28 protein-coding genes and 1 tRNA gene are annotated in these 23,817 nt (G+C 70.2%); 17 read left to right on the top strand and 12 right to left on the bottom strand.

Annotated elements, in window-relative coordinates:
* Window positions 1-197: 197 nt before the first annotated feature.
* The 12 genes from B128_RS0102500 to B128_RS0102555 all read left to right on the top strand — a co-directional run bounded on the left by B128_RS0102500 (window position 198) and on the right by B128_RS0102555 (window position 9,879).
* A complete protein-coding gene (locus B128_RS0102500) occupies window positions 198-1,448 on the top strand; it encodes a 3-isopropylmalate dehydratase large subunit (protein WP_018110707.1) in 1,251 nt (416 codons plus the stop codon).
* Complete coding sequence (locus B128_RS0102505) at window positions 1,441-1,932, top strand: LeuD/DmdB family oxidoreductase small subunit (protein WP_018110708.1); 492 nt, start codon at window positions 1,441-1,443, stop codon at window positions 1,930-1,932. Before B128_RS0102500 ends, B128_RS0102505 begins: the two co-directional genes overlap by 8 nt.
* Before the next feature lie 9 nt (window positions 1,933-1,941).
* Window positions 1,942-2,259 carry a zf-TFIIB domain-containing protein gene (locus tag B128_RS0102510; protein ID WP_018110709.1) on the top strand — a complete coding sequence of 106 codons (318 nt, stop codon included), beginning with the start codon at window positions 1,942-1,944 and terminating at the stop codon, window positions 2,257-2,259.
* Window positions 2,253-2,417, top strand: coding sequence for a lysine biosynthesis protein LysW (lysW, locus tag B128_RS0102515; RefSeq protein ID WP_018110710.1), 165 nt, complete (start codon window positions 2,253-2,255; stop codon window positions 2,415-2,417). Before B128_RS0102510 ends, lysW begins: the two co-directional genes overlap by 7 nt.
* Window positions 2,418-2,480: 63 nt before the next feature.
* Window positions 2,481-3,326, top strand: a complete 846-nt coding sequence (gene lysX / locus B128_RS0102520) for a lysine biosynthesis protein LysX (RefSeq protein WP_018110711.1) — start codon at window positions 2,481-2,483, stop codon at window positions 3,324-3,326.
* Window positions 3,319-4,353, top strand: a complete 1,035-nt coding sequence (gene argC, locus B128_RS0102525) for an N-acetyl-gamma-glutamyl-phosphate reductase (protein ID WP_018110712.1) — start codon at window positions 3,319-3,321, stop codon at window positions 4,351-4,353. The genes lysX and argC overlap by 8 nt, the downstream gene beginning before the upstream one ends.
* A 10-nt stretch (window positions 4,354-4,363) precedes the next feature.
* Window positions 4,364-5,173, top strand: a complete 810-nt coding sequence (locus B128_RS0102530; protein ID WP_018110713.1) for a [LysW]-aminoadipate kinase — start codon at window positions 4,364-4,366, stop codon at window positions 5,171-5,173.
* Window positions 5,174-5,177: 4 nt separating this feature from the next.
* Window positions 5,178-6,737 carry a 1,4-alpha-glucan branching protein gene (locus tag B128_RS0102535; RefSeq protein ID WP_018110714.1) on the top strand — a complete coding sequence of 520 codons (1,560 nt, stop codon included), beginning with the start codon at window positions 5,178-5,180 and terminating at the stop codon, window positions 6,735-6,737.
* A gap of 40 nt (window positions 6,738-6,777) precedes the next feature.
* Window positions 6,778-7,644 carry a nitrilase-related carbon-nitrogen hydrolase gene (locus B128_RS0102540; protein ID WP_026174965.1) on the top strand — a complete coding sequence of 289 codons (867 nt, stop codon included), beginning with the start codon at window positions 6,778-6,780 and terminating at the stop codon, window positions 7,642-7,644.
* Window positions 7,641-8,486, top strand: a complete 846-nt coding sequence (locus B128_RS0102545; RefSeq protein WP_018110716.1) for an NAD+ synthase — start codon at window positions 7,641-7,643, stop codon at window positions 8,484-8,486. The genes B128_RS0102540 and B128_RS0102545 overlap by 4 nt, the downstream gene beginning before the upstream one ends.
* Window positions 8,483-8,908 carry a CoA-binding protein gene (locus B128_RS0102550; RefSeq protein WP_018110717.1) on the top strand — a complete coding sequence of 142 codons (426 nt, stop codon included), beginning with the start codon at window positions 8,483-8,485 and terminating at the stop codon, window positions 8,906-8,908. The genes B128_RS0102545 and B128_RS0102550 overlap by 4 nt, the downstream gene beginning before the upstream one ends.
* A complete protein-coding gene (locus tag B128_RS0102555) occupies window positions 8,905-9,879 on the top strand; it encodes an A/G-specific adenine glycosylase (RefSeq protein WP_018110718.1) in 975 nt (324 codons plus the stop codon). Before B128_RS0102550 ends, B128_RS0102555 begins: the two co-directional genes overlap by 4 nt.
* Here the strand turns inward: B128_RS0102555 and B128_RS0102560 are convergent.
* On the bottom strand, window positions 9,796-10,494 hold the full coding sequence (locus tag B128_RS0102560; protein WP_026174966.1) for an FAD-dependent oxidoreductase: 699 nt from the start codon (window positions 10,492-10,494) through the stop codon (window positions 9,796-9,798). The genes B128_RS0102555 and B128_RS0102560 overlap by 84 nt on opposite strands.
* 27 nt (window positions 10,495-10,521) lie before the next feature.
* Window positions 10,522-10,597 (bottom strand) — tRNA-Trp (locus tag B128_RS0102565).
* 78 nt (window positions 10,598-10,675) lie between these two features.
* Between B128_RS0102565 and B128_RS0102570 the strand changes: the two genes are divergently transcribed.
* Window positions 10,676-11,455, top strand: coding sequence for a C40 family peptidase (locus B128_RS0102570; protein WP_026174967.1), 780 nt, complete (start codon window positions 10,676-10,678; stop codon window positions 11,453-11,455).
* Here the strand turns inward: B128_RS0102570 and B128_RS0102575 are convergent.
* The 3 genes from B128_RS0102575 to B128_RS0102585 form a co-directional block, all read right to left on the bottom strand.
* The gene (locus B128_RS0102575; RefSeq protein ID WP_018110720.1) at window positions 11,452-12,372 is read right to left on the bottom strand and encodes a nitroreductase family protein; all 921 of its coding nucleotides are present in this window, start codon (window positions 12,370-12,372) and stop codon (window positions 11,452-11,454) included. The two genes, B128_RS0102570 and B128_RS0102575, sit on opposite strands and share 4 nt — an antisense overlap.
* Window positions 12,373-12,389: 17 nt before the next feature.
* Window positions 12,390-12,893: a DUF2939 domain-containing protein gene (locus tag B128_RS0102580; RefSeq protein WP_018110721.1), complete on the bottom strand. Its 504-nt coding sequence runs from the start codon at window positions 12,891-12,893 to the stop codon at window positions 12,390-12,392.
* A gap of 80 nt (window positions 12,894-12,973) precedes the next feature.
* Complete coding sequence (locus B128_RS0102585; protein WP_018110722.1) at window positions 12,974-14,041, bottom strand: prepilin peptidase; 1,068 nt, start codon at window positions 14,039-14,041, stop codon at window positions 12,974-12,976.
* 63 nt (window positions 14,042-14,104) lie between these two features.
* Between B128_RS0102585 and B128_RS0102590 the strand changes: the two genes are divergently transcribed.
* A complete protein-coding gene (locus B128_RS0102590; RefSeq protein WP_018110723.1) occupies window positions 14,105-15,640 on the top strand; it encodes a carboxypeptidase M32 in 1,536 nt (511 codons plus the stop codon).
* Here the strand turns inward: B128_RS0102590 and B128_RS0102595 are convergent.
* From B128_RS0102595 to B128_RS0102620, 6 genes are read right to left on the bottom strand one after another with little or no spacing between them, the layout of a single operon-like run.
* Window positions 15,628-16,704 (bottom strand): YbfB/YjiJ family MFS transporter, encoded by a 1,077-nt coding sequence (locus B128_RS0102595; protein ID WP_018110724.1) that lies wholly within the window; start codon window positions 16,702-16,704, stop codon window positions 15,628-15,630. The two genes, B128_RS0102590 and B128_RS0102595, sit on opposite strands and share 13 nt — an antisense overlap.
* Complete coding sequence (locus B128_RS0102600; RefSeq protein WP_018110725.1) at window positions 16,694-17,446, bottom strand: hypothetical protein; 753 nt, start codon at window positions 17,444-17,446, stop codon at window positions 16,694-16,696. Before B128_RS0102600 ends, B128_RS0102595 begins: the two co-directional genes overlap by 11 nt.
* A complete protein-coding gene (locus B128_RS13320) occupies window positions 17,439-18,344 on the bottom strand; it encodes an ABC transporter ATP-binding protein (protein WP_018110726.1) in 906 nt (301 codons plus the stop codon). The genes B128_RS0102600 and B128_RS13320 overlap by 8 nt, the downstream gene beginning before the upstream one ends.
* Before the next feature lie 4 nt (window positions 18,345-18,348).
* The gene (locus B128_RS0102610) at window positions 18,349-18,933 is read right to left on the bottom strand and encodes an MBL fold metallo-hydrolase (RefSeq protein WP_040683559.1); all 585 of its coding nucleotides are present in this window, start codon (window positions 18,931-18,933) and stop codon (window positions 18,349-18,351) included.
* Window positions 18,930-19,256, bottom strand: coding sequence for a nucleotide pyrophosphohydrolase (locus tag B128_RS0102615; protein ID WP_018110728.1), 327 nt, complete (start codon window positions 19,254-19,256; stop codon window positions 18,930-18,932). The genes B128_RS0102610 and B128_RS0102615 overlap by 4 nt, the downstream gene beginning before the upstream one ends.
* 9 nt (window positions 19,257-19,265) lie before the next feature.
* Window positions 19,266-20,297: a M20/M25/M40 family metallo-hydrolase gene (locus tag B128_RS0102620; protein WP_018110729.1), complete on the bottom strand. Its 1,032-nt coding sequence runs from the start codon at window positions 20,295-20,297 to the stop codon at window positions 19,266-19,268.
* A 22-nt stretch (window positions 20,298-20,319) separates the two neighbouring features.
* Between B128_RS0102620 and mgsA the strand changes: the two genes are divergently transcribed.
* The 3 genes from mgsA (at window position 20,320) to B128_RS0102635 (ending at window position 21,435) form a co-directional block, all read left to right on the top strand.
* A complete protein-coding gene (gene mgsA, locus B128_RS0102625; protein WP_018110730.1) occupies window positions 20,320-20,700 on the top strand; it encodes a methylglyoxal synthase in 381 nt (126 codons plus the stop codon).
* 98 nt (window positions 20,701-20,798) lie between these two features.
* Window positions 20,799-21,080: a type II toxin-antitoxin system Phd/YefM family antitoxin gene (locus tag B128_RS0102630; RefSeq protein ID WP_018110731.1), complete on the top strand. Its 282-nt coding sequence runs from the start codon at window positions 20,799-20,801 to the stop codon at window positions 21,078-21,080.
* Window positions 21,061-21,435, top strand: coding sequence for a type II toxin-antitoxin system VapC family toxin (locus B128_RS0102635; protein ID WP_018110732.1), 375 nt, complete (start codon window positions 21,061-21,063; stop codon window positions 21,433-21,435). The genes B128_RS0102630 and B128_RS0102635 overlap by 20 nt, the downstream gene beginning before the upstream one ends.
* A gap of 585 nt (window positions 21,436-22,020) precedes the next feature.
* Here B128_RS0102635 and B128_RS0102640 read toward each other — a convergent pair.
* On the bottom strand, window positions 22,021-23,511 hold the full coding sequence (locus B128_RS0102640; RefSeq protein ID WP_018110733.1) for a YifB family Mg chelatase-like AAA ATPase: 1,491 nt from the start codon (window positions 23,509-23,511) through the stop codon (window positions 22,021-22,023).
* Window positions 23,512-23,817 lie beyond the last annotated feature (306 nt).

Genomic DNA, 23,817 nt, shown 5'->3' on the forward strand with positions numbered 1-23,817 from the left:
CTACCTCTACCGCTTGCACGTCGGGGGGAAGCGGCCTGCCCTGGGCCTTCAGGAAGGCCAGGACGAGCGCCAGGGCCTCCCCGGGGCTGGGGCCGAGAGGCACCGTGGGGAACTCGGCGATCCAGACCCCAGGGGTTTCCGGGTCTGGACAGAGGAGGGCGGTGTACTTGGGCATACCCTCAGTACAGGAGGTGCCTGTGGGACAGACGCTAGCGGAAAAGATCCTCTCCCGTAAGGCGGGGAGGGAGGTGCGGGCAGGGGAGCTGGTGGTGGTGGAGGTGGACCAGGTGATGGTGGTGGACTCCATTGCCGGGAGCTTCTTCAAGCGCCTGGAGTACCTGGAGGCCACCCCCCGCTACCCCGAGCGGGTCTCCATCGTCATCGACCACGTGGCTCCCGCGGCCAACCTGGAGGTGGCCAAGGCCCAGAAGGAGATCCGCGAGTGGGGGCGGCGCCACGGCATCCGGGTCTTTGACGTGGGCCGGGGGGTCTGCCACCAGGTCCTGGTGGAGGAGGGCCTGGCCCAGCCGGGCTGGGTGGTGGTGGGCTCGGACTCCCACTCCACCACCTACGGGGCGGTGGGGGCCTTCGGCACCGGCATGGGGGCCACGGACATCGCCCTGGCCGCCGCCTCGGGGCGCACCTGGCTTAGGGTGCCGGAGAGCGTAAAGGTGGTCTTCCGTGGCCAGCTTCCCCCCGGGGTGACGGCCAAGGACGCCGCCCTGGAGATGGTGCGCCGCCTCACCGCCGAAGGGGCCACCTACATGGCGGTGGAGATCCACCTTCAGGACGGGGCGGAGGCCTTTTCCCGCGGGGAGCGGATGACCCTGGCCAACCTCACGGTGGAGGCCGGGGCCAAGGCGGGGCTGGTGGTGCCCTCGGGGGAGGTCCTGGAGCTTTACCGGGTGCCGGACTGGCTCTACCCCGACCCCGACGCCACCTATGTGCAGGAGGTGGAGATTGACCTCACCCGCCTCACCCCCCGGGTTTCCGTGCCCTTTTTCGTGGACAACGTGCACGAGGTGGCCGAGGTGAAGGGCAAGCGGGTGGACCAGGTCTTCATCGGCACCTGCACCAACGGGCGCATTGAGGACCTGAGGGCGGCGGCCGAGGTGCTCAAGGGGCGGAAGGTGGCCCCCGGGGTGCGCCTTCTCGTCATCCCCGCCAGCTCAGAGGTGCTGGAGGAGGCCGCCCGGGACGGCACCCTCCTCACCCTCCTGGAGGCGGGGGCCACCATCGGCACCCCGGGTTGCGGCCCCTGCATGGGGCGGCACATGGGGGTCTTGGCCCCGGGGGAGGTGTGCGTGTCCACCTCCAACCGCAACTTCCGGGGGCGGATGGGGGCGCCGGACGCGGAAATCTACCTGGTCAGCCCCCGGGTGGCGGCGGCCAGCGCGGTGGCGGGCTACCTTACCACCCCGGAGGAACTGGAGGAAACCCATGCCTAGGGTCTGGAAGTTCGGCGACCAGATCAACACCGACGACATCCTTCCCGGCAAGTACGCCCCCTTCATGGTGGGGGAGGACCGCTTTCCCACCTTCGCCTTCGCCCACCTGCGCCCGGAGTTCGCCAAGGAGGTGCGGCCCGGGGACATCCTGGTCTTCGGCAGGAATGCGGGGCTGGGTTCCAGCCGGGAGTACGCCCCGGAGGCCCTGAAGCGCCTGGGGGTGCGGGCGGTGATCGCCAAGAGCTACGCCCGCATCTTCTTCCGCAACCTGGTCAACCTGGGCATCGTGCCCTTTGAGGCGGAGGAGGTGGTGGATGCGCTAGCGGACGGCGACGAGGTGGAACTGGACCTGGAGCGGGGGGTGCTGGTCCGGGGGGCGGAGCGCTTCCAGCTCCGTCCCCCGCCCCCCTTCCTCCTGGAGGCCCTCCGGGAGGGTTCCCTGCTGGACTACTACAAGAAGCACGGCCGCTTCCCAGGGGAGTAGACTGGACCCATGGAGGACCTGGAGATCGTCTGTCCGGCGTGCGGTGAGGCCAGCCTGGTGGCGGCCGAGGACCTGGAGACCCTCGAGGTGGGGGATGTGCTGGAGTGCGAGGCCTGCGGGGCCTACCTGGAGGTGGTCTCCCTGGACCCCCTGGAGGTGGAGGCGGTGGAGGAGGGGCTGGAAGGCTTCTTCGTGGACTGCCCCCGCTGCGGCCACACCTTTGAGGTGTCCGAGGAGGAAGAGGGGGAGGCGGTGCAGTGCCCCGAGTGCGGCTTCAACTTTGTCCCTGACTGGAGCGAGGTGGAAGAGGAGGACGAGGAATGGTAGCGACCTGCCCTGAGTGCGGTGCGGAACTTACCCTGGAAAGCCCGGAGCTGGGCGAGCTGGTGGTGTGCGAGGACTGCGGCGCGGAGCTGGAGGTGGTGGGGCTGGACCCCGTGCGCCTCGAGCCCGCCCCGGAAGAGGCGGAGGACTGGGGGGAGTGACCCCTAGGCCCCATGGGCGGTCCCGACCGGGCTTTAGCCCGGTCGGTATCCCTAGGGAAAGCCATGCTTGCCATCCTCTACGACCGCATCCGTCCCGACGAGAAGATGCTCTTTGAACGGGCGGAGGCCCTGGGCATCCCCCACAAAAAGGTCTACGCCCCAGCCCTGCGCATGGTCCTGGGGGAAAGGCCCAAGGAGCTGGAGGGGGTCACCGTAGCCCTGGAGCGGTGCGTGAGCCAGAGCCGGGGCCTGGCGGTGGCCCGCTACCTCACCGCCTTGGGCATCCCCGTGGTCAACCGCCCCGAGGTCATTGAGACCTGCGGGGACAAGTGGGCCACCAGCACCGCCTTAGAGCGGGCTGGGCTCCCCCAGCCCAAGACCGCCCTCCTCACCGAAGCGGAGGAGGCGCTAAGGCTCATGGAGGCCTGGGGCTATCCCGTGGTGCTCAAGCCCGTCATTGGGAGCTGGGGCCGCCTCTTGGCCAAGATCACCGACCGCGAGGCGGCGGAGGCCATCCTGGAGCACAAGGAGGTCCTGGGAGGGTTCCAGCACCAGCTCCTCTACCTGCAGGAGTACGTGAAGAAGCCGGGCCGGGACATCCGGGTCTTCGTGGTGGGAAAGCGGGCCATCGCCGCCATCTACCGCCGCAGCCAGCACTGGATCACCAACACCGCCCGGGGCGGCCAGGCGGAGAACTGCCCGCTCACGGAGGAGATCGCCGGGCTTTCCGTGCGGGCCGCGGAGGCAGTGGGGGGCGGGGTGGTGGCCATCGACCTCTTTGAGTCGGAGAGGGGTCTTCTGGTGAACGAGGTGAACCACACCATGGAGTTCAAGAACTCCGTGCACACCACCGGGGTGGACATCCCGGGGGAGATCCTGCGCTACGCCTGGGAGGTGGCCCGTGGATAGGAAGACCCTTTCCATCGTGGGGGCTTCCGGGTACGCGGGGGGGGAGTTTTTGCGCCTGGCCCTGGCCCATCCCCACCTGGAGGTGAGGCAGGTGACCTCGAGGCGCTTCGCCGGGGAGCCGGTCCACTTCGTCCACCCTAACCTGCGGGGCCGGACCAGCCTGAAGTTCGTGCCCCCTGAGGCCCTGGAGCCTGCGGACATCCTGGTCCTGGCCCTGCCCCACGGGGTCTTGGCCCGGGAGTTTGACCGCTACGCTGCCTTGGCCCCCATCCTGGTGGACCTCTCCGCGGACTTCCGCTTGAGGAGCCTGGACCTCTACCGCAAGTACTACGGGGAGCACCCCCGGCCCGAGCTGCTGGGCCGCTTCGTCTACGCCATCCCTGAGCTCCACCGCGAGGCCATCCGGGAGGCGGACTGGCTGGCGGGGGCCGGCTGCAATGCCACCGCCACCCTCCTGGGCCTCTACCCCCTCCTCAAGGGAGGGGTGCTGAAGCCCGGGCCCATCTTCGTCACCCTCCTCATCTCCACCTCCGCCGGGGGGGCCGAGGCCACCCCCGCCAGCCACCACCCGGAGAGGGCAGGCTCCCTCAGGGTCTACAAGCCCACCGGCCACCGCCACACCGCGGAGGTGGTGGAAAACCTCCCGGGCCGGCCCGAGGTGCACCTCACCGCCATCGCCACCGACCGGGTGCGGGGCATCCTCATGACCGCCCAGGCCTTTTTGCAGGACGGCTGGAGCGAGCGGGACGTGTGGCAGGCCTACCGGGAGGCCTACGGCGGGGAGCCTTTCGTCCGCCTGGTCAAGCAGAAGAAGGGCATCCACCGCTACCCCGACCCCCGCTTTGTCCAGGGGACCAACTACGCGGACATCGGCTTTGAGCTGGAGGAGGACACCGGACGCCTGGTGGTCATGGTGGCCATAGACAACCTGGTGAAGGGCACCGCCGGCCACGCCCTCCAGGCCCTCAACGTGCGCCTGGGCTGGTCGGAGACCCTGGGCCTGGACTTCCCCGGGCTCCATCCCTAGGGGGTGCGCGGTGATCGTGGTTAAGGTGGGAGGCGCCGAGGGCATAGACTACGGGGCCGTGGCCAGGGATGCCGCCCAGCTTTGGAAGGAAGGGGTGCGCCTTCTCCTGGTCCACGGGGGAAGCGCCATGACCAACCAGGTGGCCGAGGCCCTGGGCCACCCGCCCCGCTTCCTCACCCATCCCGGGGGCCAGGTGAGCCGCCTCACGGACCCCAAGACCCTGGACATCTTCCTCATGGTCTACTGCGGTCTGGTGAACAAGCGCCTGGTGGAGCGCCTCCAGCAGGAGGGGGTGAACGCCATCGGGCTTTCCGGGGTGGACGGGAGGCTCCTGGAAGGCCGCCGCAAGACCGCGGTGAAGTACGTGGAAGACGGCAAGGTGAAGATCCACCGCGGGGACTACACCGGCACGGTGGAACGGGTGAACCGCGAGCTTCTGGACCTTCTTCTGGAAAAGGGCTACCTGCCGGTGATCACCCCGCCGGCCCTGAGCTACGAGGGGGAGGCCATCAACACCGATGGGGATGCGGTGGCGGCTCTCCTGGCCGTCAGCTACGGGGCCGAGGCCCTGGTCTACCTCTCCAACGTCCCGGGCCTTCTCGCCCGCTACCCGGACGAGGCCAGCCTGGTGCGGGAGATCCCCGTGGATCGGGTGGAGGACCCCGAGTACCTGGCCCTGGCCCAGGGCCGCATGAAGCGCAAGGTGATGGGGGCAGTGGAAGCGGTGAGGGGTGGGGTGGGCCGGGTGATCTTCGCCGATGGCCGGGTGGAAGCCCCCATCCGGAGGGCCCTGGCCGGGGAAGGCACCGTGGTACGCTAGGGCCATGGCGCGCTTCGCCCTGGTCCTCCACGCCCACCTCCCCTACGTGCGGGCCCACGGCATGTGGCCCTTCGGGGAGGAGACCCTCTACGAGGCCATGGCCGAGACCTACCTCCCCCTCCTCCGGGCCCTGGAGCGCCTGTGCCAAGAAGGGGTGGAGGCCCGCTTCACCCTGGGGATCACCCCCATCCTGGCGGAGCAGCTGGGGGATGCGCGGATCAAGGAGGGGTTTTTGGCCTACGCCAAGGACCGCCTGGCCCGGGCCCAGGGCGACTACCTGCGCTATGGGGGCACGGAGCTGGAGAAGAGCGCCCGCCACCAGGTGGCCTTCTGGGAGCTTACCCTGGACCACTTCCACCACCTGGGGGGGGACCTCCTCGCCGCCTTCCGCCGGGCCCAGGACCGGGGGCAGGTGGAGCTCATCACCTCCAGCGCCACCCACGGCTACTCCCCCCTGCTGGGCTACGAGGAGGCCCTCTGGGCCCAGGTGAAGACCGGGGTGGCCACCTACCGCCGCCACTTCGCCAAGGACCCCACGGGCTACTGGCTCCCCGAGATGGCCTACCGCCCCCGGGGGTCCTGGCGGCCCCCGGTGGAAGGGGCCCCGGAGGGCCTGCGGGCGGGGGTGGACGAGGTGCTCATGCGGGCGGGCATCCGCTACACCTTTGTGGACGCCCACCTGGTCCAGGGCGGGGAGCCCCTTTCCCCCTATGGGGAGGCCTCCTTGGGCCCGGTGCCCAGCGCCGAGGCTACCTTTTACGTGCACGAGCTGGCCTCGGGCCTTAGGGTTCTTGCCCGCAACCAGGAGACGGCCCTCCAGGTGTGGAGCGCGGACCACGGCTACCCCGGGGAGGGGCTTTACCGGGAGTTCCACCGCAAGGACCCCCTCTCCGGCCTCCACCACTGGCGGGTGACCCACCGCCAGGCGGACCTCTCCCAAAAGGCCCCCTACGACCCGGAACTGGCCTTCGCCAAGGTGAAGGAGCACGCGGCCCACTTCGTGGGCCTGGTGGAGCGCCTGGCCCGGGCGCATCCCGAGGGGGTGATCCTCTCCCCCTACGACGCCGAGCTCTTCGGCCACTGGTGGTACGAGGGGGTGGCCTGGCTGGAGGAGGTGCTCCGCCTCCTGGCCCGGGCGGAAGGGGTAGAGGCGGTGACGGCCAAGGAGGCGGTGCAGGGCAAGGCGGTGCGCACCGCCCTGCCTGAGGGCTCCTGGGGCCGGGGTGGGGACCACCGGGTCTGGCTCAACGAGAAGACCCTGGACTACTGGCGCACGGTCTACCGGGCGGAAGGGGCCATGCGGGAGGCGGTGCGCCGGGGGGGGCTTCCCTCCCGGGTCCTGCAGCAGGCCATGCGGGAGCTTCTCCTCCTCGAGGCCTCCGACTGGCCCTTCCTCATAGACACCGGCCAGGCGGAAGCCTACGCCAAGGAGCGCTACCAGGGCCACGCCGCGGCCTTCTTCCGCCTCCTCCAGGACCTTTCCCCCGAGGAGCTTAGGGTCTTGGAGGAACAGGACAACCCCTTTCCCGAAGCCGACCCCCGGCTCTACCTGGGGGTGGGCTAGCCCACGGGGAGGGGGCCTGGGCTGGGGGTAGGATAAGGGCGTGGCGCGGCACGTGATCCTGCAGTTCCGGCCGGAGAAGTCCCGGCTCAGGGAAAGCCTGGCCCGGCTTCGGGCCCACCTGGAGGCCCTCCGCCCCCAGGCCCCCGAGGTGGTGGTCCTTCCCGAGACCGCCCTCACCGGCTACTTCCTCCAGGGGGGGGTGAGGGAGCTGGCCCTCACCCGCTTTGAGCTTTTAGAGCTCCTCTCCCAGGTGCACAAGGAGCTAGCCTGGGAGGGGCTTTTGGACGTGGTGGTGGGCTTTTACGAGCGGGACGAGGGGGCCTACTACAACAGCGCCGCCTACCTGGAACTCCCCCACCGCATCGTCCATGTCCACCGCAAGGTCTTCCTCCCCACCTACGGTGTCTTTGACGAGGAGCGCTACCTGGCCCGGGGGCGGCGGGTGGAGGCCTTCAACACCCGCTTCGGCCGGGCGGCCATCCTCATCTGCGAGGACTTCTGGCACTCCATCACCGGGGCCATCGCCGCCCTGGACGGGGCGGAGGTGATCTATGTGCCCGCGGCCAGCCCGGCCCGGGGCTTCCAGGGGGAAAGGCCGGAGAACGTGGAGCGCTGGCGCACCCTGGCCCGGGCGGTGGCGGCGGAGCACGGGCTTTACGTGGTCCTGGCCAGCCTGGTGGGGTTTGAGGCGGGGAAGGGCATGAGCGGGGGGAGTTTGGTGGTGGGCCCCGAGGGGCGGCTCCTGGCCGAGGCCCCCCTCTTTGAGGAGGCGGCCCTCCTCTTCACCCTGGACCGGGAGCGCATCCCCCCGGTGCGCTACGACAGCCCCCTCCTCTCCGACCTCGAGGCCGCTCTGCCCCTCCTCCTCCCCGACCTGGAGCGGGTTCTGGCAAAGGAGGTGCCATGAGGATCCTGGAGGCCCCCAAACCCGGGGAGACCCTGGAGCTCAACTGGGCCCTGGTGGCCGACTTCCTCACCCGGTTCCTGCGGGAGGAACTGGCCTGGCGCGGCTACGATAAGGCCATCGTGGCCGTCTCCGGGGGGGTGGACTCCGCCACCACCCTGGCCCTGGCGGTGCGGGCCTTGGGGCCTGAGGGGGTCCACGCCCTCTTCCTGCCCCACCGGCAGAGCAGCCCCCTCTCCCGGGAGCACGCCCACCTGGTGGCGGGTTCCTTCGGCGTGCGGCTGGAGGAGGTGGACATCACCCCCATGGTGGAGGGGTACGCCGCCCAGACCCCGGACCTCACCCCCCATCGCAAGGGGAACCTCATGGCCCGGGCCCGCATGATGGTCCTCTTTGACAAGGCGGAGGCCTACCGCGCCCTTCCCCTGGGCACGGGCAACAAGACGGAGCGGCTTTTCGGCTACTACACCTGGCATGGGGACGACTCCCCGCCCCTGAACCCCCTGGGGGACCTGTACAAGACCCAGGTCTGGGGCCTGGCCCGCTACCTGGGGGTGCCGGAGGTGGTGGTGCGCAAGGTGCCCACCGCCGACCTCATCCCCGGCCAGACGGACGAGGAGGACCTGGGGGTGCGCTACCTCCGGGCGGACGTCATCCTGGAGCACTACCTCAAGGGCTACTCCGACGCCTACCTCCTGGCCCTGGGGTACACGGAGGAGGAGATCCGCCGGGTCAAGGAGCGGGTGAACCGCACCCACTGGAAGCGGGCCCTGCCCACCGCCGCCCTCCTCTCCTCCACCGCCATCGGGGAGTTCTACCTGAGGCCCCTGGACTACCGCCCATGAAGGACCCCGAGCTCAAGACCTACCTGGAAAGGGCCCGCACCGTGGCTGTCCTGGGGGCCCACAAGGACCCGGCCCGCCCCGCCTATTACGTGCCCCGCTACCTTTGGGAGCAGGGCTACCGCGTCCTCCCCGTGAACCCCCGCTTCGCCGGGGAGGAGCTCTTCGGCCAGAGGGTGGTGGGGAGCCTGGGGGAGCTTTCGGGCCCCGTGGACATCCTGGACGTCTTCCGCCCCCCGGAGGCCCTCATGGGCCACCTGGCGGAGGTCCTGGCCCTGCGCCCGGGCCTGGTCTGGTTGCAGTCCGGCATCCGCCACCCGGAGTTTGAGGCCGCCCTGCGGGAGGCGGGGCTTTGGGTGGTGGCGGACCGCTGCCTCATGGTGGAGCACCGCCGCCTCTTCCGAGGCCCCCTTCCCCTGCCGTGAAGCCCCTGCAGGAGGCCCTCCTCGCCTGGTACCGGGCCAACCGCCGCCCCCTCCCCTGGCGGGGGGAGCGGGACCCCTACCGCATCCTGGTGGCGGAGGTGCTCTTGCAGCAGACCCGGGTGGAGCAGGCCATCCCCTACTACCGCCGCTTCCTGGAGCGCTTTCCCACCCTGCGGGCCCTGGGGGAGGCCTCCTTGGAGGAGGTGCTTTGGGTGTGGCAGGGGGCGGGGTACTACCGCCGGGCGGTGTACCTCCACCGCCTGGCCCGGGAGGTGGAGGCCCTGCCCCAGGGCTACGAGGCCCTCCGCCGCCTCCCCGGCCTCGGGCCCTACACCGCGGCGGCCCTGGCCTCCATGGCCTTCGGGGAACGGGTGGCGGCCGTGGACGGCAACGTCAGGAGGGTGATCTCCCGCCTGTACGCCCTGGAAAACCCCTCCCCCAAGGCCGTCTGGACCCTGGCCCAGGGGCTTGTGCCCCCCGAGGACCCCGGGGAGTGGAACCAGGCGGTGATGGAGCTGGGGGCCACGGTCTGCCGGCCTCGAGGGCCGGCATGCCCCTCCTGCCCCCTGCTTCCCTTCTGCCGGGGCCGGGAGGACCCCGGGCGCTACCCCGGGGCCAGGCGGCGGGAGGTGCGGGAGGAGCGGCTTGCGGCCCTGGTCCTCTGGGGGCGGCAGGGGGTCTATCTGGAGAGGCTCACGGGACGCTTTCCAGGGCTTTACGGCGTGCCCCTCTTTCCCCTCGAGGCCCTGCCCCAACGGGTCCAGGCCTGGGGCGTGCGGCCCCTGGAGGCGGGGGAGGTGGTCCACGCCCTCACCCACCGCCGGCTTCGGGTGCGGGTCTACGTGGCCCCCTGGGACGGGGAGGGGGAGGACCCCAGGGAGAGGCCCCTACCCAAGCTCATGGAGAAGGTGCTCCGCCAGGCGGAGGCCTTCTTGGCTCATCAGGGCATAGGGACCCTCCCGCACGCATAGCCCCACGGCGTAGAGCCCCTTAAGGCGGGGGAGGCGGAAGGTGGCCTCTTCCCACTCCTCGGGGTGGAAGGCGTGGTAGCGCACCCGATAGCCCGGGGTGCTGGGGGTCTCGGGCACGCTGGCCTCCCGGGGGAGAAAGCGGAAGCCCAGGTCCAGGAGGTGCTGGAAGAGGTCGGGGTAGCTGGCCTCGGAAAGCCGGCCCGCTTCCTCCTCCACCTCCCCCAGGTGGAGCCTGGCCCCCAGGAAGCTCCCTACCGCCAGCACCACCCGGTCTGCCGCCACGGAAGGCCCCTCCCAGGTGTCCACCCCCACCACCCGTTCCCCTTCCCGGAGGAGGCCCGTGGCGGTGGCCTGGAACAGGTGCAGGTTCTTCTCCCCCTCCAGCAGGTACTTGGCCCGGGCGTGGAAGGCCCAAAGCCTCTCGTCCCCGGGGTCGTAGGCCTGCTCCAGGAGGCTTCCTGGGGGGAAGGGAGGCTTGGGGGGAAGGAAGGGCATCATCACCGAGTCCAGGCTCTGGGTGAGGAGGCCCACCCGCACCCCGGCCCGGGCCAGGCGGTAGGCGGCCTCGCTGCCGGCAAACCCTGCGCCCACGATGAGGACTTGGTACGCGCCCATAAGCAAAAAAGGCCCCGAAGGGCCATCTGGCGGGCCGTGAAGGACTCGAACCTCCAACCCCCGGTTTTGGAGACCGGTGCTCTGCCAGTTGAGCTAACGGCCCCCGCCTCCCGGGATTGTAGCACACCGGTTTGGGAAGGCCAAGAGGTACCCGAGGGGGGGTTGGGCCTAAGATGTTTCCATGCGCGCCTGGATGCTGGGGGTGCTCCTCGGGGGGCTGGCCCTGGCCCAGACCCACACCGTGGCCCCGGGGGACACCCTTTTTTCCATCGCCCGCCGGTACGGCACCACGGTGGAGGAATTGATGCGCCTCAACGGGCTGGAGGGCTTTCTCATCCAGCCGGGACAGGTGCTGAGGCTGCCGGACAAGGCGGCCACCCACGTGGTAGCCCCCGGGGACACCCTCTTCTCCCTGGCCCGGCGCTACGGCACCACGGTGGAAGAACTCATGCGCCTCAACGGGCTTTCCTCCCCGGAGCTCAAGGTGGGGCAGGTGCTGCGGCTTCCCGGGGCCGGCCCGGCGCCCAGGCCGGAAGGGGCCGGGGGAACACCCCCTCCCGAAGGGGAGGAGGGCCTGGACCCCGAAAGCCCCCTGGTGAAGGCCGTGGTGCGCTACCTGGGGGTGCCCTACAAGTACGGGGCCAACTCCCCCCTTTCCCTGGACTGCTCGGCCTTCGTGGCCCAGGTGTACGCCGAGCTGGGGGTGGCCCTGCCCCGCACCACCCGGGAGCAGTACCAGGCCCTGCCTCCCGCCGAGGCCCTGCGCCCGGGGGACCTGGTCTTCTTCAGCTTCGGGGGCAAGGACGTGGACCACGTGGGCCTCTACCTGGGGCGCGGGGTCTTCGCCCACGCCAGCAGCTACGGGAGCCGGGTGGTGATTGAGAGCCTCGAGGCCCCCTTCTACCGGAAGACCTTCCGGGGGGCCCGGCGGGTGGCCCCGGAGGCGAGGAAGGGTCCCTAGGGCCAGTCCCTGACCTCCCCCCGGGCCTTGGCCAGGGCCTGGAGGAGGGCCTCCCCTGGGCTTCCCTCCCCGCGAAAGGCCTCGGCCTCCCGTTCCAGCCAGGCCTCCCCTGGGCGGAAAAGCACCCCCCGGGCCTCGCCCAGGGCCTCGGCCAAAAGCCCTCCCAGGGAGTAGAAGGCGGCCCCGGGGGGCAGGTCGGGGTCAAAGCCCTGGCGGCTTACCGCCCGCCCGTAGGGGCCTTCCCGTTCCTCCATGGTCCCTCCCTGGGCGAAGTAGCGCCTAAGGACCCGCCCCCAGTCCCCCACCCGGCTGTAGGGGGCCATGGCCTGGAAGCCCGCCTCCAGGTCCTCCTCGCGGTAGGGGCGGTAGCGGTCCTGGTGCACCACCAGCCGCCGGGGTAGCCTGGGCCTGGGGGGCCCTTCCTCGTCGGGCACCCCCACGGCCAGGCCCACCACCGGCAGCACCCCGGGGGGAAGTTCCAGGAGGGGGATGAGGGCCTCTATCCCGTTCAGCACGCCCCCGATGAAGCAGACCCCGTAGCCTAGGGCCTCGGCGGTGAGGGCCAGGTAGCTGGCGGCGATGCCCGCGTCCAGGATGGCGAAGTGCAAAGCGGTGCGGGGCCAGCGGGCCATCCTCTCTCCCCGGTGGGCCAGGAGCCTTTCCAGGCGGTGCACGTCGGCCAGGAAGACGAAAAACTCCGCCGCCTGCCGGATGTGCTCCTGGTCCCCGGAGAGCCGGGCTACCTGGTCGCGGAGGGTGGGGTCCTGCACCCGGATGACGGAGTAGAGCTGGGCGCTGGCGTCGGTAGGGGCCCGCTGCAGGGCAAAGAGGAGCTTCTCCAGGTCCGCCTCGGGGATGGGGAGGGGCTTGAAGCGCCTGGTGCTACGCCTTCGGGCAAGGACTTCCGTAAGCTCCATGGGGCCCAGGATACGCCCTAGTCCAGGGGGATTTCCATGCGCACCACCTTCCAGCCCCAAAGCCCCTGGCGCTCCAGGTAGAGCCGGCTTTGCGGGTCCTGGGGGTGGTAGAGGTAGGCGGTCTGGAAGCCCTGGTACCGGAGCCGCCAGCTTTTCACCTCCTCCTTGGGCGCCTCTCCGGGCTCGGCCCCCGTGCCCAGGGCGGCGAACCCCTCGGGGCTCACCAGGAGGTCCACCAGGGGATCCACCATCCCCGCCACCAGGAGGTAGGCCAGCCCGGCGAAGGGGTTGGTCTCCGCCTCCTTCTGGGTCTCCTGCAGGAGCTTGGCCTGGAGCTGGGCCTTAAGCCCCTCCCGGAGCCGGGGGAAGTCCACCAGGCGCTCCAGCCTCACCTTGTCCCCCTGGAGGATGGCCGCCTGCAGGGAGCGGAGGAAGAGGTAAGGGGAGGCCCAGAGGTACAGGCCCAAGGCCAGAACCGCGAGTCCCAAGGCCGCCAGAACCCACTTCAGACCACGTCCCATGGTCCCTCCTTCGGGAGGAGGGGCTTGCCCCCCATCCCTGTTAGGTCTCCAGCCTAGCAGGGGAAATCCACCTTTCCTGTTCAAATGCCCAGAAGGCGGAGATACCCCGTCCAGAGGGCCTCCCCGAAGGGGAGGACCACCACCCCCCCCAGGGCCAGGAAGGGGCCGAAGGGGAGCTTGCGCTGGCGAAGGAGGAGGCCGAAGAGGGCCCCGGCGAAGACCCCCAGGAAGAGGGCCAAAAAGGCGTAGGGGCCGAGCCAGGCCCCCAGGGCGCCCAAAAGCTTCACGTCCCCGTAGCCCATGGCCACCGGCTCCTCCTCTTCCTCAGGGGGTGCGGGGCGGAAGGCCCAGTAAAGCCCCCCGGCCAGGGCCAGCCCCCCGGCGGCCAGGAGGCTACCCCTTAGGGCCTCGAGGAAGGAGGCCCCCAGGTAGGGGGCAAGGAGGAGGGCCAGGGGGAGGAGGGGCAGGGTAAGGCGGTCGGGGAGGACCACGGGCCGGCCCGTGCGGGCGGAAAGCCCCCAGGCCAGGAAGGCCAGGGCCATCCCCACCCCCGGGCCCAGGAGGGCACCCAGGAGGGCGGCCATGTGCACCTGGTGGGGGCCCACGGGCACCTCGGCCCGCCCCTCGCGGAAGCGCCGGAGGAAGAGGTTGCCGTACCCGGCCACCAGGCCGAGCCCCCCCGCGGCCAGGAGGGCCCCGTCCAGGCTCTCCCGGAAGGGGAGGGGGAAGGCGAGGGCGTAGGCGCTGAGGAGGCCCAGGAGGAGGAGGCCGTAGGTGAGGGCGTCGGGGAGCTCGTAGGTGTCCAGGTCAATGAAGCTCAGGGCGATGAGGAAGGCCAGGAAGGCGAAGACCAGGAGGGCCTCGAGGCCAGGCCCATAGAAGAGGGCCGCCAGGAGGAAGGCCACCCCGGTGAGCCCTTCCACCAGGGGGTAGCGGGGGCTCACCCTCCCCCCGCAGTATCGGCACCGCCCCCTAAGGGCCAGGTAGGAGAGGACGGGGACCAGGTCCAAAGGGCCCAGGCGGTGGCCGCACTGGGGGCACCGGGAGGGGGGGAAGACGATGGACTCCCCCTTGGGGAGGCGGTGGATGACCACGTTCAGGAAGGAGCCCACCACCAGGCCGAGGACCAGGGCGAAGAGGGGCCACATGGCCCGCATTTTATTGGCCCAAGCCCCACACCGACCCGGGGGGGCGAGGAGTATGATGCCCCCGTGAGTCCGGAAACCGCCTACCAAAACCTCCTGGAGTTCCAAAAGGAGACCGCCTACCTGGCCTCCCTGGGGGCCCTGGCCGCCTGGGACCAGCGCACCATGATTCCCAAGAAGGGCCACGAGCACCGCGCGCGGCAGATGGCCGCCCTGGCCCGCCTCCTTCACGCCCGCATGACCGACCCCCGCATCGGGGAGTGGCTGGCCCAGGTGGAGGGAAGCCCCCTGGTGCAGGACCCCCTTTCCGACGCCGCGGTGAACGTGCGGGAGTGGCGGCAGGCCTACGAGCGGGCCCGGGCCATCCCCGAAAGGCTGGCGGTGGAGCTGGCCCAGGCCCAGAGCGAGGGGGAGAGCTTCTGGGAGGAGGCCCGGCCCCGCAACGACTGGCAGGGCTTCTTGCCCTACCTGCGCCGGGTCTTTGAGCTCACCCGGGAGAAGGCGCAAATCCTCTACGCCCTCCCCCCGGCCCCCGGGGACCCCCCGTATGGGGAGGTGTACGATGCCCTCCTGGACGGGTTTGAGCCGGGGATGCGGGCTAGGGACCTGGAGCCCCTCTTCGCCCAGCTGAAGGCCGGGCTCAAGGGGCTTCTGGACCGCATCCTGGGGAGCGCCACCCAGCCCGACACCCGCATCCTCCACCGCCCCTACCCCAAGGAGGCCCAGCGGGCCTTCGCCCTGGAGCTCCTGGCCGCCTGCGGCTACGACCTCGAGGCCGGCCGCCTGGACCCCACGGCCCACCCCTTTGAGATCTCCATCGGGCCCGGGGACGTGCGCATCACCACCCGCTACTTTGAGGACTTCTTCAACGCGGGTATCTTCGGCACCCTGCACGAGATGGGCCACGCCCTCTACGAGCAGGGCCTGCCCAAGGAGCACTGGGGCACCCCCCGGGGGGAGGCCGTCTCCCTGGGCATCCATGAGTCGCAAAGCCGCACCTGGGAAAACCTGGTGGGCCGCTCCCTGGGCTTCTGGGAGCGCTTCTTCCCCCGGGCCCAGGAGTTCTTCCCCAGCCTGGCTGACGTCTCCTTGGAGGACTTCCACCGGGCTGTGAACGCTGTGGCCCCCTCCCTGATCCGGGTGGAGGCCGACGAGGTCACCTACAACCTCCACATCCTGGTGCGGCTGGAGCTGGAGATGGCCCTTTTCAGGGGCCAGCTTGCCCTGGAGGACCTTCCCGGGGCCTGGGAGGAGGCCTACCGGGCCCACCTGGGCGTGGCCCCCCAGGACTACCGGGACGGGGTCATGCAGGACGTGCACTGGTCCGGGGGGCTTTTCGGCTACTTCCCCACCTATACCCTGGGGAACCTCTACGCGGCCCAGTTCTTCCGGCGGGCCGAGGCGGAGCTGGGCTCCCTGGAGGCCAGGTTCCGCCAGGGGGAGTTCGCCCCCTTCCTGGACTGGAGCCGGAAACATATCCACGCCCAGGGAAGCCGCTTCCGCCCCCGCGCCCTGGTGGAGCGGGTGACCGGCGAACCCCCCAGCGCCAGGCCCTTCCTGGAGTACCTGGAGGCCAAGTACCGCGCCCTCTACGGCCTCTGAGCCTTAGGCCGGGCGGGGAGGAGGGCGAGGAGGAGAAGGGCGCTGGCGGTCCAAAGCGCCCCCTCCCCCCGCCCCAGGGCCTCGGCCCCCAGGCCCGCCAGGGCTGGGCCCACCGCCTGCCCCAGGGCGAAGGCCGCGGTGGAAAGCCCCATGGCCCGGGGCCAGGCCGAGGGGGGCAGCTCCGCCCGGAAGGCCTGGGTGAGGGCGGTGATGACCCCTAAAAAGGCCAGGCCGAAGAGGAGGGCACTGGCCGCGGGAAGGTGGAGGGCCAAGGGGGGCAGGCTTCCCAGGAGGAGGACCAGGAGGACGTGGTAAAGCCCCCGTCCACCCCCTACCCGCTCCACCCAGGGACCCCAGACGGGCCCGGTGAGGAGGGCCCCCAGGCCCAGGAGGGTGAAGAGGAGGGTCCAGCTTCCCACCGCGGTGGTGATGAAGGTCATGTACCCGATGTACCCTGCCCCGTAGAGCCCGTAGGCCAGGAGGAGGGGGAGGATGGGCCTTAGGCTTCCTTCCCCCCGGGCGGGGGGCGGGGGCTCCCGGAGTTCTCCGGCCGCCAGGAGGCTGGGGAGGGCCAGGAGGAGGGCGGCCAGGCCCAGCCGCATCCAGGCCCCTTCGGGGTTGGAAGCCCCCAGGAGGAGCCAGGGAGCCAGGAGGACCCCAAGGCCCACTCCGCCGTAGTAGGCCCCCAGGACCCGCCCCGATCGCCCCAGGGCCATGAGGAGGGCCGCCCCTCCCACGAAGACCAGGGCCCCCAGCACCCCCTGCAAAAGCCTCAGGGCGAAGGCCAGGCCCACCCCTCCAAGCCCGGTGAGGCCCAGGAGAACCCCCTGCAGGAGAAGGGCCAGGAAAAACCCCCGGCGGTACCCTACTTGCCCCAGGAGGCGGTGGCTCAGGAGGGCCCCCAGGAGGTAGCCCAGGGTGTTGGCGCTCCCCAGAAGCCCCCCTTGGGCGTAGGAGAGGCCCCAGGCCGCCTGCATGAGGGGCAGGACCAGGGCGTAGGCGAAGCGCCCCAGGCCCAGGGCGCTGGCGGGCCCCAGGGCCAGGAGGAAGGCCCTAGTACCCATGGAGGAGCCCAAGCCGCTTGGCCCGGCCCACCGCCTTTCGGAAGAGGAAAAGCCCCAGGGCCAGGTAGAGGAGGCCGTTCAGGAAGGCGAGAAGGAGGGCTTTGGCCTCTAAAGGTGCGCCTTCCGCCAGCATCCCCCGGGCCAGGGCCGCCCCGGGGGCCAGGGGCAGCAGGGAGAAGGGGAAGCCTCCTGGGGCCTGGAGGAGAAAGAGGAGGAGGAACTGGGAGAGGCCCAGGAGCTGCCCGATGCGCTTGTAGAGGAGGGCTAGGGCCCCCATGGCGAAGCCCAGGCCGTACCCCCCCAGGAGCACGGCCAGAAAGGGTAGGACCACCAGGGGGGCGAAGGAGAGCCTGGCCCCGGTGAGGGCCATGAGCACCAGGGCGATGAGGAAGACCAGAATCCCCTGGGTGAAAAGCCCCGCCAGGTTGCGCACCAGGAAGAGGGGGATGGGGCCATAGGGGGTGAGGAAGACCTGCTCCAGGGTGCCTGTCTGGGACTCCTCCATGAGGCCGAAGGAGAGGCTGTTGTAGGCGAAGAGGGTGAAGGTCCAGAGGAGGTAGCCCACCAGGACCGCCTCCAGCCTGCCGCCAAACTCCGCCCCGGGCCCAGCCAGGAAACGGGCCCCCAGGAAGAGGAGGTAGAAGATGAGGCTCAGGGTGACCACCCCGCCCAGGAGCTCCATGGGGTAGCGGCGCAGGCTCAGGAGGTTTCTCCAGAATTCCACCAAGAAAAGCTCAAGCATGGCCCACCACCTTCAAGAAGACCTCCAGGAGGTCCGCTTCCGCCCGGGCCACCCGCCGGAGGGGGAGGGGCCTTAAGGCCTCCAGCACCTGCCAGAGGGCCTCCCCGTCCCCCCGGAAGAGGAAGGGCCCCTCCCCTTCCACCCCCAGGGCCCGGAGCCGGGCCAGGACCGCGGGAGGGGGAGAGGACTCCAGCTCCAGCACGTAGTGGTTCCCGGCGAAGCGGGCCAGAAGGCGTTCCTTGTCCTCCACCAGCACCACCTCCCCCCGGTGGATGATGGCCACCCGGTCGGCCAGGGCCTCGGCCACCTCCAGCTGGTGGGTGGTGAGGAGAAGGGCCTTGCCCGCCCGGGCCAGGGCCCGCACCTTTTCCTGCACCAAAAGGGCGGTTTCCACGTCCAGGCCCAGGGTGGGCTCGTCCAGGAGGAGGACCTCGGGGTCGTGGATGAGGGCCTGGAGGAGGGCCAGCTTCTGCTGCATGCCCCGGGAGAGGTGGCGCACCTCCACCTGGGCCTTTTCCAGGAGGCCGTACTCCTCCAAAAGGGCCAGGGCCCGCTTCCGGGCCGAGGCCAGACAGAGCCCCCGGGCCACCCCGAAGTAGACCAGGTTCTCCAAGGGGGTAAGCCGCCAGTACACGTTGCGGTTGCCCTCCAGCACCGCTCCCAGGTGGCGCAGGGCCCAGGGGTCCTTGAAGGGGTCTTTCCCCAGGAGGCGCACCTCCCCCCGGTCGGGAAGGAGGAGGCTGGAGAGGATCTTCACCGTGGTGGTCTTGCCGGCCCCGTTCTTGCCCAAGAAGGCCAGGACCTCCCCGGGGCGAAGGGAGAGGCTCACGTTCCTCACGGCCTCCAGGGCCCCGAAGCGCTTGTGAAGCCCGTGGGCCTCGAGGAGGGCATTCTCCATGGGCTTATTCTAGGGGGCGCACCGGCCCATGCCCCGGGTAAACCCACCTGGCCCCCCGGGCCCGCAGGAGGGCCCAGCTCTGGAGCGCCAGGGGGTTGTCCCAGGCTCCCTCCTCGGGAGGCAGGTCGCCGGTGAAGGCCCGGCCATCCTCCAGAAGGAGACTCACGCAGTGCCCGGTGTGCCCGGGGGTGGGGAGGATTTCCCCGGGGATGCCCAAGGCCTCCAGAAAGGCCCGGCTCTCCCCGAAGCCCAGAATCCGGTTTCCCTCGGGCCGGACCTCCCGGTAGCCGTCTTGGGGCTTGGCCCAGCGCCCCATCTCGGGGATGGCCGCCACCTGGGTTTCCATGACCAGCAGGGTCATCCCCCCCTCCTTCAGCTCCTGGGCCAGGCCGGCATGGTCTATGTGGTAATGGGTGGCCAGGCCGTAGCCCACCATCTCCAGGCCCACCCCAGCTCGGCGCAGGGCCATCCTCAGGGCCCCCAGGGTCCCGGGCCAGCCCAGGTCCACCAGGAGGCGCTTCGGGCCTTCCCCCACCAGCCAGTAGTTAGTGGAGCGGTAGCCCACGTTCAGCACCGGCGGGGGCCTCATTCTTTTTTCGTCCAGCGCCCGCCATCCCGGGAGCGGTACTTGGCCATGGCCTTCAGGAAGGCCTCCTCCAGGTCAATCCCCTCCCGGTTGGCCAGGGAGAGGAGGACGAAGAGGAGGTCGGCCAGCTCCATGCTCAAGTCCCCTTCCTCCTCCCCGGGTTTGGGCTTCTTGCCGTGGCGGTGGGCCAGGACCCGGGCCACCTCCCCCAGCTCCTCGGTGAGGCGGGCCAGCATGAGGAGGGGAGGGAAGTAGCCCTCCTTGAACTGGCCAATCCATTCGTCCACCAGCCGTTGGGCTTCCTTGAAGGTGAGGCCGCCTTCCATGCCCACCCCCTAAAGCCGGGCCACGTAGGCGGCCAGAAGCCGCACCGCCCGCTCCACGTCCTGGAAGTCCACCATCTCCACCGGGGAGTGCATGTAGCGCAGGGGGATGGAGAGGATGCCCGTGGGGATGCCCTCCCGCACCTTGGCCACCTCGTCGGCGTCGGTGCCGGAGAAGCGGCCGTGGGCGTGGAGCACATAGGGGATGCCCTCGGCCTCCGCCGCCTGCCGCAGGCCCAGGAAGACCTCCCGGTCCACGAAGGGGCCGGTGTCCAGCACCACCCCCTTGCCCAAAGCCGCCTCCCCCACCCGGGCCTTGTCCATCCCGGGGGTGGTGCCGTCGTGGTGCACGTCCACCACCAGGGCCAGGTCGGGGGCCTCGCGGAAGGCGGCGGTGCGGGCCCCGAAGGCCCCAATCTCCTCCTGCACCGTGGCCACCGCCACCACCTCCGCCTGGGTGCGCCCCTGGAGGAGGCGCAGGGCCTCCAGGACCACGAAGGCCCCCAGGCGGTTGTCCAGGGCCTTGGAGACCAGCCTCTCCCCCAGAAGCCACTGGGGGGCCTGGTCCAGGACACCCACCGCTCCCACCTCGAGGTGGGCCAGGGCCTCCTCCCGGTCCTTCGCCCCGATATCCGCGAAGAGGTCCTCCAGGGCCACCGCCTCCTTGCGCTCCCTTTCCTTGAGCACGTGCACCGCCTTGCGGCCCACTACCCCCAGCACGTGCCCCCGTTTGCCCAAAAACCTGAGGCGCTGGCCCACCAGGACCTGGGGGTCCCAGCCCCCCAGGGGCTTGAGGCGCAGGAAGCCCCCCTCCTCCACGTGGCTCACGATTACCCCAATCTCGTCCATGTGCCCTAGGAGGAGCACCTTGGGCCTGCCCCCGGGGTTGAGGTGGGCGTAGGCGTTGCCGTGGCGGTCCCGTTCTACCTGGGCAAAGGCCTTGGCCCTTTCCAGGAAGACCGCAGCCGCCTCCCCCTCAAACCCCGAGGGGCCCACGGCCAGAAGGAGGCTTTCCAAAAAGGCCAGGTCGGGCGCGTAGTCCATGGGGAGAGCATACAATCTCCCCATGAAGGCCCTGGCCCTCATCGCCCACGATGCCAAGAAGGCGGAGATGGTGGCCTTCTGCCAGCGCCACCGGGACCTTTTGGCCCGCTTTCCCCTCCTGGCCACGGGCACCACGGGGGAGCGCATCGCCGAGGCCACGGGGCTTCCTGTGGAGCGGGTGCTCTCGGGGCCTTTGGGGGGGGACCAGCAGATCGGGGCCCGGGTGGCGGAGGGGCGGGTGCTGGCCGTCCTTTTCTTCCGCGACCCCCTCACTGCCCAGCCCCACGAGCCGGATGTCCAGGCCCTCCTCCGGGTCTGCGACGTCCACGGGGTGCCCCTGGCCACCAACCGGGGGGCGGCGGAGGCCCTCATCCCTTGGCTGGCGGCCCAGGTTCCCGCGTAGTCCCTGGGGGAGGCTGGATCAGCGGCACCCCTTTCCGGGCCATCCATTAATGTTGACCAAATGTGGTCATAACTTTTATCCTAGGAGGGGTCCCCACCATGCCCAAGCTCAAACATTTGGGAAAAAAGCTGGTCAGCATCGCCGAGGCCAAGGCCCAGCTCTCCCGGTTGATCGCCCGGGTTGAGCGGGGGGAGGAGATATGGATCGGCCGGTATGGCCGGGTGGTGGCCAAGCTGGTGCCGCCTGGGGCCCCCACCAAGCCCAAGCGGGTGCCTGGGGTTTGGAAAGGGAAGGTCTGGATGGCCCCGGACTTTGATGAACCCAATGCCGAGATGGCCCGGATGATGGAGGAGGGCTCGGTTGAACCTGCTTCTGGATAGCCACATCGTGCTGTGGTGGCTTTCTGACGACAAAAAACTCTCCCCCAAGGCTCGCAGGTTGATTGAGCGGGCGGATGAGGTTTTTGTAAGCGCTGCCACCACCTGGGAGCTGGCGCTAAAGGTTTCCCTGGGTAAGCTACAGATGCCAGAGGGTTTTCTGGAGGTGGTGGAGGCGCAGGGGTTTACCCACCTACCCATCACCCCGGTCCACGCCATGGCCGTGCGGGATCTGCCCTGGCACCACCGCGACCCCTTTGACCGCATTTTGCTAGCCCAGGCCATGGTGGAGGGATTGAGGCTGGTGAGCGCAGACAGGGCCTTGGCCCCCTATGGCCGCCTGGTGGTCGGAGTCTGAAGGCAAGAACGGTTTGTCCCCGCCTCTAGTCAGCCTGCAGCCGCCAAAGCTCGGCGTATGGAGTTCGTCGTGAAAGCAGGGGTCTTCAAAGGGGGTGAGGTCGGGCATGCCGGCCACCTTCTCCATCAGGAGCAGGTGCACCCGGGCCGTGAGCTTCTCGTTCGCCAAGCCCTGCACGTAGGCCACCAGGGCGTGAGGAGGAAGTCCAGGGCAAACCGCAGGGCCAGCCCTGCCAGCGGCCAGAGAAGGGCTGGGCTCAGGGGGCCGCTGCCCAGGGCATAGGCCAGACCGTCTACCAAAGCCCGCGTGGCGCTTAGCACCCCCACGGGTATCAGGCCGCTTGCGGCCAGGAGGCCCACCAGGAGGGTGGCCTCGAGGGGGGCGGCCCGGAAAACCTGGCGAGGCGCCTAAGGGCCAGTTGCTACCACCTCCTGGTTTGCCTCTTGAGCCCTACTTCCTGGATCCGTGAAGCTAGAGGCCATCAGGCCTCGCTCTTCAGGAGTAAACCGGCATACCTCAATGTACCCTTCCCCCATGGGCCCAGGGGAACCGTCTGTGTGAAGGTTCTCAAAAGGTGGCCAAACTTTACCCCAGGCTCCGCCGGTAGGTGAGCGCCTCGGCCAGGTGGTCCTCCCGGATGCTCTCGGAACCTGCCAGGTCGGCGATGGTACGGGCCACCCTGAGGATGCGGTCGTAGGCGCGGGCGCTGAGGGCCAGGCGCTTGGCGGCCGCCTGCAGGAGGGCCTGGGAGGCGGGGGAAAGCGCGGTGTGCTGGCGCAGGGCGCGGCCCGAGAGCTCCCCGTTGGGCCGGCCCTGGCGGGCGAGCATCCTTTCCCGGGCGGCCAGCACCCGCTGGCGCACCGTAAGGGTGGACTCCCCCTCCGGGGCGCGGGCGAGCTCCTCGGGGGTAAGCCGGGGGACTTCCACCACCAGGTCAAAGCGGTCCAGGAGGGGGCCGGAGATGCGGTCGGCGTAGCGCTGGCGGGTGATGGGGGTGCAGGTGCAGGGGCGCTCGGGGTCCCCGTGCCAGCCGCAGGGGCAGGGGTTCATGGCCGCCACCAGGAGGAAGCGGGCGGGGAAGGTGAGGCTGGCCCGGGCCCGGGCGATGGTCACCACCCCGTCCTCCAGGGGCTGGCGCAGGGCCTCGAGGGCATCCCGGGAAAACTCGGGAAGCTCGTCCAGGAAGAGCACCCCCCGGTGGGCCAAGGAGACCTCCCCTGGCTTGGGGATGGCCCCGCCCCCGATGAGGCCGGCGTAGCTCACCGTGTGGTGGGGGGCGCGGAAGGGAGGGGTGCGGATGAGCCCCCTCAGGGCCTGGCCGGCGGCGGAGTGGATGCGGGTGGCTTCCAGAGCGGCCTCGGGGGTGAGGGGCGGCATCAGGTGGGGGAGGCGCCGGGCCAGCATGGTCTTGCCCGAGCCCGGACTTCCCACCAGGAGGAGATGGTGGTGGCCGCTGGCGGCGATCTCCAGGGCCCGCTTGGCCTTAGCCTGGCCCTTCACGTCCCGCAGGTCCAAAAGGGTGTTCGCCTCCTCCAAGGGGTCCTGGGGCCGGGCCTGGGCCAGGGCCTCCTCGCCCCGCAGGAAGGCCACGGCCTCCCGCAGGTCCTTTGCCCCATACACCGCCACCCCCTCCACCAGGGCCCCTTCCTGGGCGTTCTCTATGGGCAGGAGGAGCCTGCGCCCTTCCGCCAGGGCCCCCAGGGCCAGGTTCACCGCCCCCGGCACCGGGCGCAGGCTCCCGTCCAGGCCCAGCTCCCCGGCCACGGCGAAGGGGGAGAGGGCCTCGAGGGGCACCACCCCCTGGGCCGCCAGGAGGCCCAGGGCGATGGGCAGGTCAAAGTGGCTACCCTCCTTCCTAAGCTCCGCCGGGGCCAGGTTCACCACCACCCGGGCCTGGGGGTAGGGGAAGCCGGCGTTCTTCAGGGCCGCCCGCACCCGCTCCCGGCTCTCCTCCACCGCCTTGTCCGGTAGGCCCACCAGGGCGTAGGAGGGCAGGCCGGGGCTAACATCTACCTCCACGGTGACGGGAACCGCGTCCAGGCCGAAGAGGGTGTAGCTTCGCACCTGGGCTAGCATGGAGGGAGTTTAACACAAAAATCCCCCTTTTCGGATATTCACCTGCGTACTCACCTCACGCCACCGCCCGCAACACCCGGGTGATGGGCAGACCCGCCTGCCCAAGAAGCTGGGCCACCACGCTCCAGGCCATCACCCAAGCTTCCACTTGCAGGGCCACCGCCTTCAGCCCCCGTNCCCNCCCCNCCGCCCCCACCAGCCCCATCGGCCCCTTCAGCAGACCAAAGACCGTCTCCAGCTCCCACCGCCGCCCCAAAAGCCTCCGGTACGCACCTCTCCCCCGCCGCCGCAGGTTCAAAAGCCGCC

The organism is Thermus igniterrae ATCC 700962 (genome assembly GCF_000376265.1).
GTDB lineage: Bacteria > Deinococcota > Deinococci > Deinococcales > Thermaceae > Thermus > Thermus igniterrae.

What these genes read in the sequence shown, in the direction of transcription:
- B128_RS0102505 (WP_018110708.1), top strand. Translation starts at nt 1,441, where the DNA reads ATGCCTAGGGTCTGGAAGTTCGGCGACCAGATCAACACCGACGACATC.
- B128_RS0102510 (WP_018110709.1), top strand. Translation starts at nt 1,942, where the DNA reads ATGGAGGACCTGGAGATCGTCTGTCCGGCGTGCGGTGAGGCCAGCCTG.
- lysW (WP_018110710.1), top strand. Translation starts at nt 2,253, where the DNA reads ATGGTAGCGACCTGCCCTGAGTGCGGTGCGGAACTTACCCTGGAAAGC.
- lysX (WP_018110711.1), top strand. Translation starts at nt 2,481, where the DNA reads ATGCTTGCCATCCTCTACGACCGCATCCGTCCCGACGAGAAGATGCTC.
- B128_RS0102535 (WP_018110714.1), top strand. Translation starts at nt 5,178, where the DNA reads ATGGCGCGCTTCGCCCTGGTCCTCCACGCCCACCTCCCCTACGTGCGG.
- B128_RS0102545 (WP_018110716.1), top strand. Translation starts at nt 7,641, where the DNA reads ATGAGGATCCTGGAGGCCCCCAAACCCGGGGAGACCCTGGAGCTCAAC.
- B128_RS0102550 (WP_018110717.1), top strand. Translation starts at nt 8,483, where the DNA reads ATGAAGGACCCCGAGCTCAAGACCTACCTGGAAAGGGCCCGCACCGTG.
- B128_RS0102560 (WP_026174966.1), bottom strand. Translation starts at nt 10,494, where the DNA reads ATGGGCGCGTACCAAGTCCTCATCGTGGGCGCAGGGTTTGCCGGCAGC.
- B128_RS0102570 (WP_026174967.1), top strand. Translation starts at nt 10,676, where the DNA reads ATGCGCGCCTGGATGCTGGGGGTGCTCCTCGGGGGGCTGGCCCTGGCC.
- B128_RS0102575 (WP_018110720.1), bottom strand. Translation starts at nt 12,372, where the DNA reads ATGGAGCTTACGGAAGTCCTTGCCCGAAGGCGTAGCACCAGGCGCTTC.
- B128_RS0102580 (WP_018110721.1), bottom strand. Translation starts at nt 12,893, where the DNA reads ATGGGACGTGGTCTGAAGTGGGTTCTGGCGGCCTTGGGACTCGCGGTT.
- B128_RS0102585 (WP_018110722.1), bottom strand. Translation starts at nt 14,041, where the DNA reads ATGTGGCCCCTCTTCGCCCTGGTCCTCGGCCTGGTGGTGGGCTCCTTC.
- B128_RS0102595 (WP_018110724.1), bottom strand. Translation starts at nt 16,704, where the DNA reads ATGGGTACTAGGGCCTTCCTCCTGGCCCTGGGGCCCGCCAGCGCCCTG.
- B128_RS0102600 (WP_018110725.1), bottom strand. Translation starts at nt 17,446, where the DNA reads ATGCTTGAGCTTTTCTTGGTGGAATTCTGGAGAAACCTCCTGAGCCTG.
- B128_RS13320 (WP_018110726.1), bottom strand. Translation starts at nt 18,344, where the DNA reads ATGGAGAATGCCCTCCTCGAGGCCCACGGGCTTCACAAGCGCTTCGGG.
- B128_RS0102610 (WP_040683559.1), bottom strand. Translation starts at nt 18,933, where the DNA reads ATGAGGCCCCCGCCGGTGCTGAACGTGGGCTACCGCTCCACTAACTAC.
- B128_RS0102615 (WP_018110728.1), bottom strand. Translation starts at nt 19,256, where the DNA reads ATGGAAGGCGGCCTCACCTTCAAGGAAGCCCAACGGCTGGTGGACGAA.
- B128_RS0102620 (WP_018110729.1), bottom strand. Translation starts at nt 20,297, where the DNA reads ATGGACTACGCGCCCGACCTGGCCTTTTTGGAAAGCCTCCTTCTGGCC.
- mgsA (WP_018110730.1), top strand. Translation starts at nt 20,320, where the DNA reads ATGAAGGCCCTGGCCCTCATCGCCCACGATGCCAAGAAGGCGGAGATG.
- B128_RS0102630 (WP_018110731.1), top strand. Translation starts at nt 20,799, where the DNA reads ATGCCCAAGCTCAAACATTTGGGAAAAAAGCTGGTCAGCATCGCCGAG.
- B128_RS0102640 (WP_018110733.1), bottom strand. Translation starts at nt 23,511, where the DNA reads ATGCTAGCCCAGGTGCGAAGCTACACCCTCTTCGGCCTGGACGCGGTT.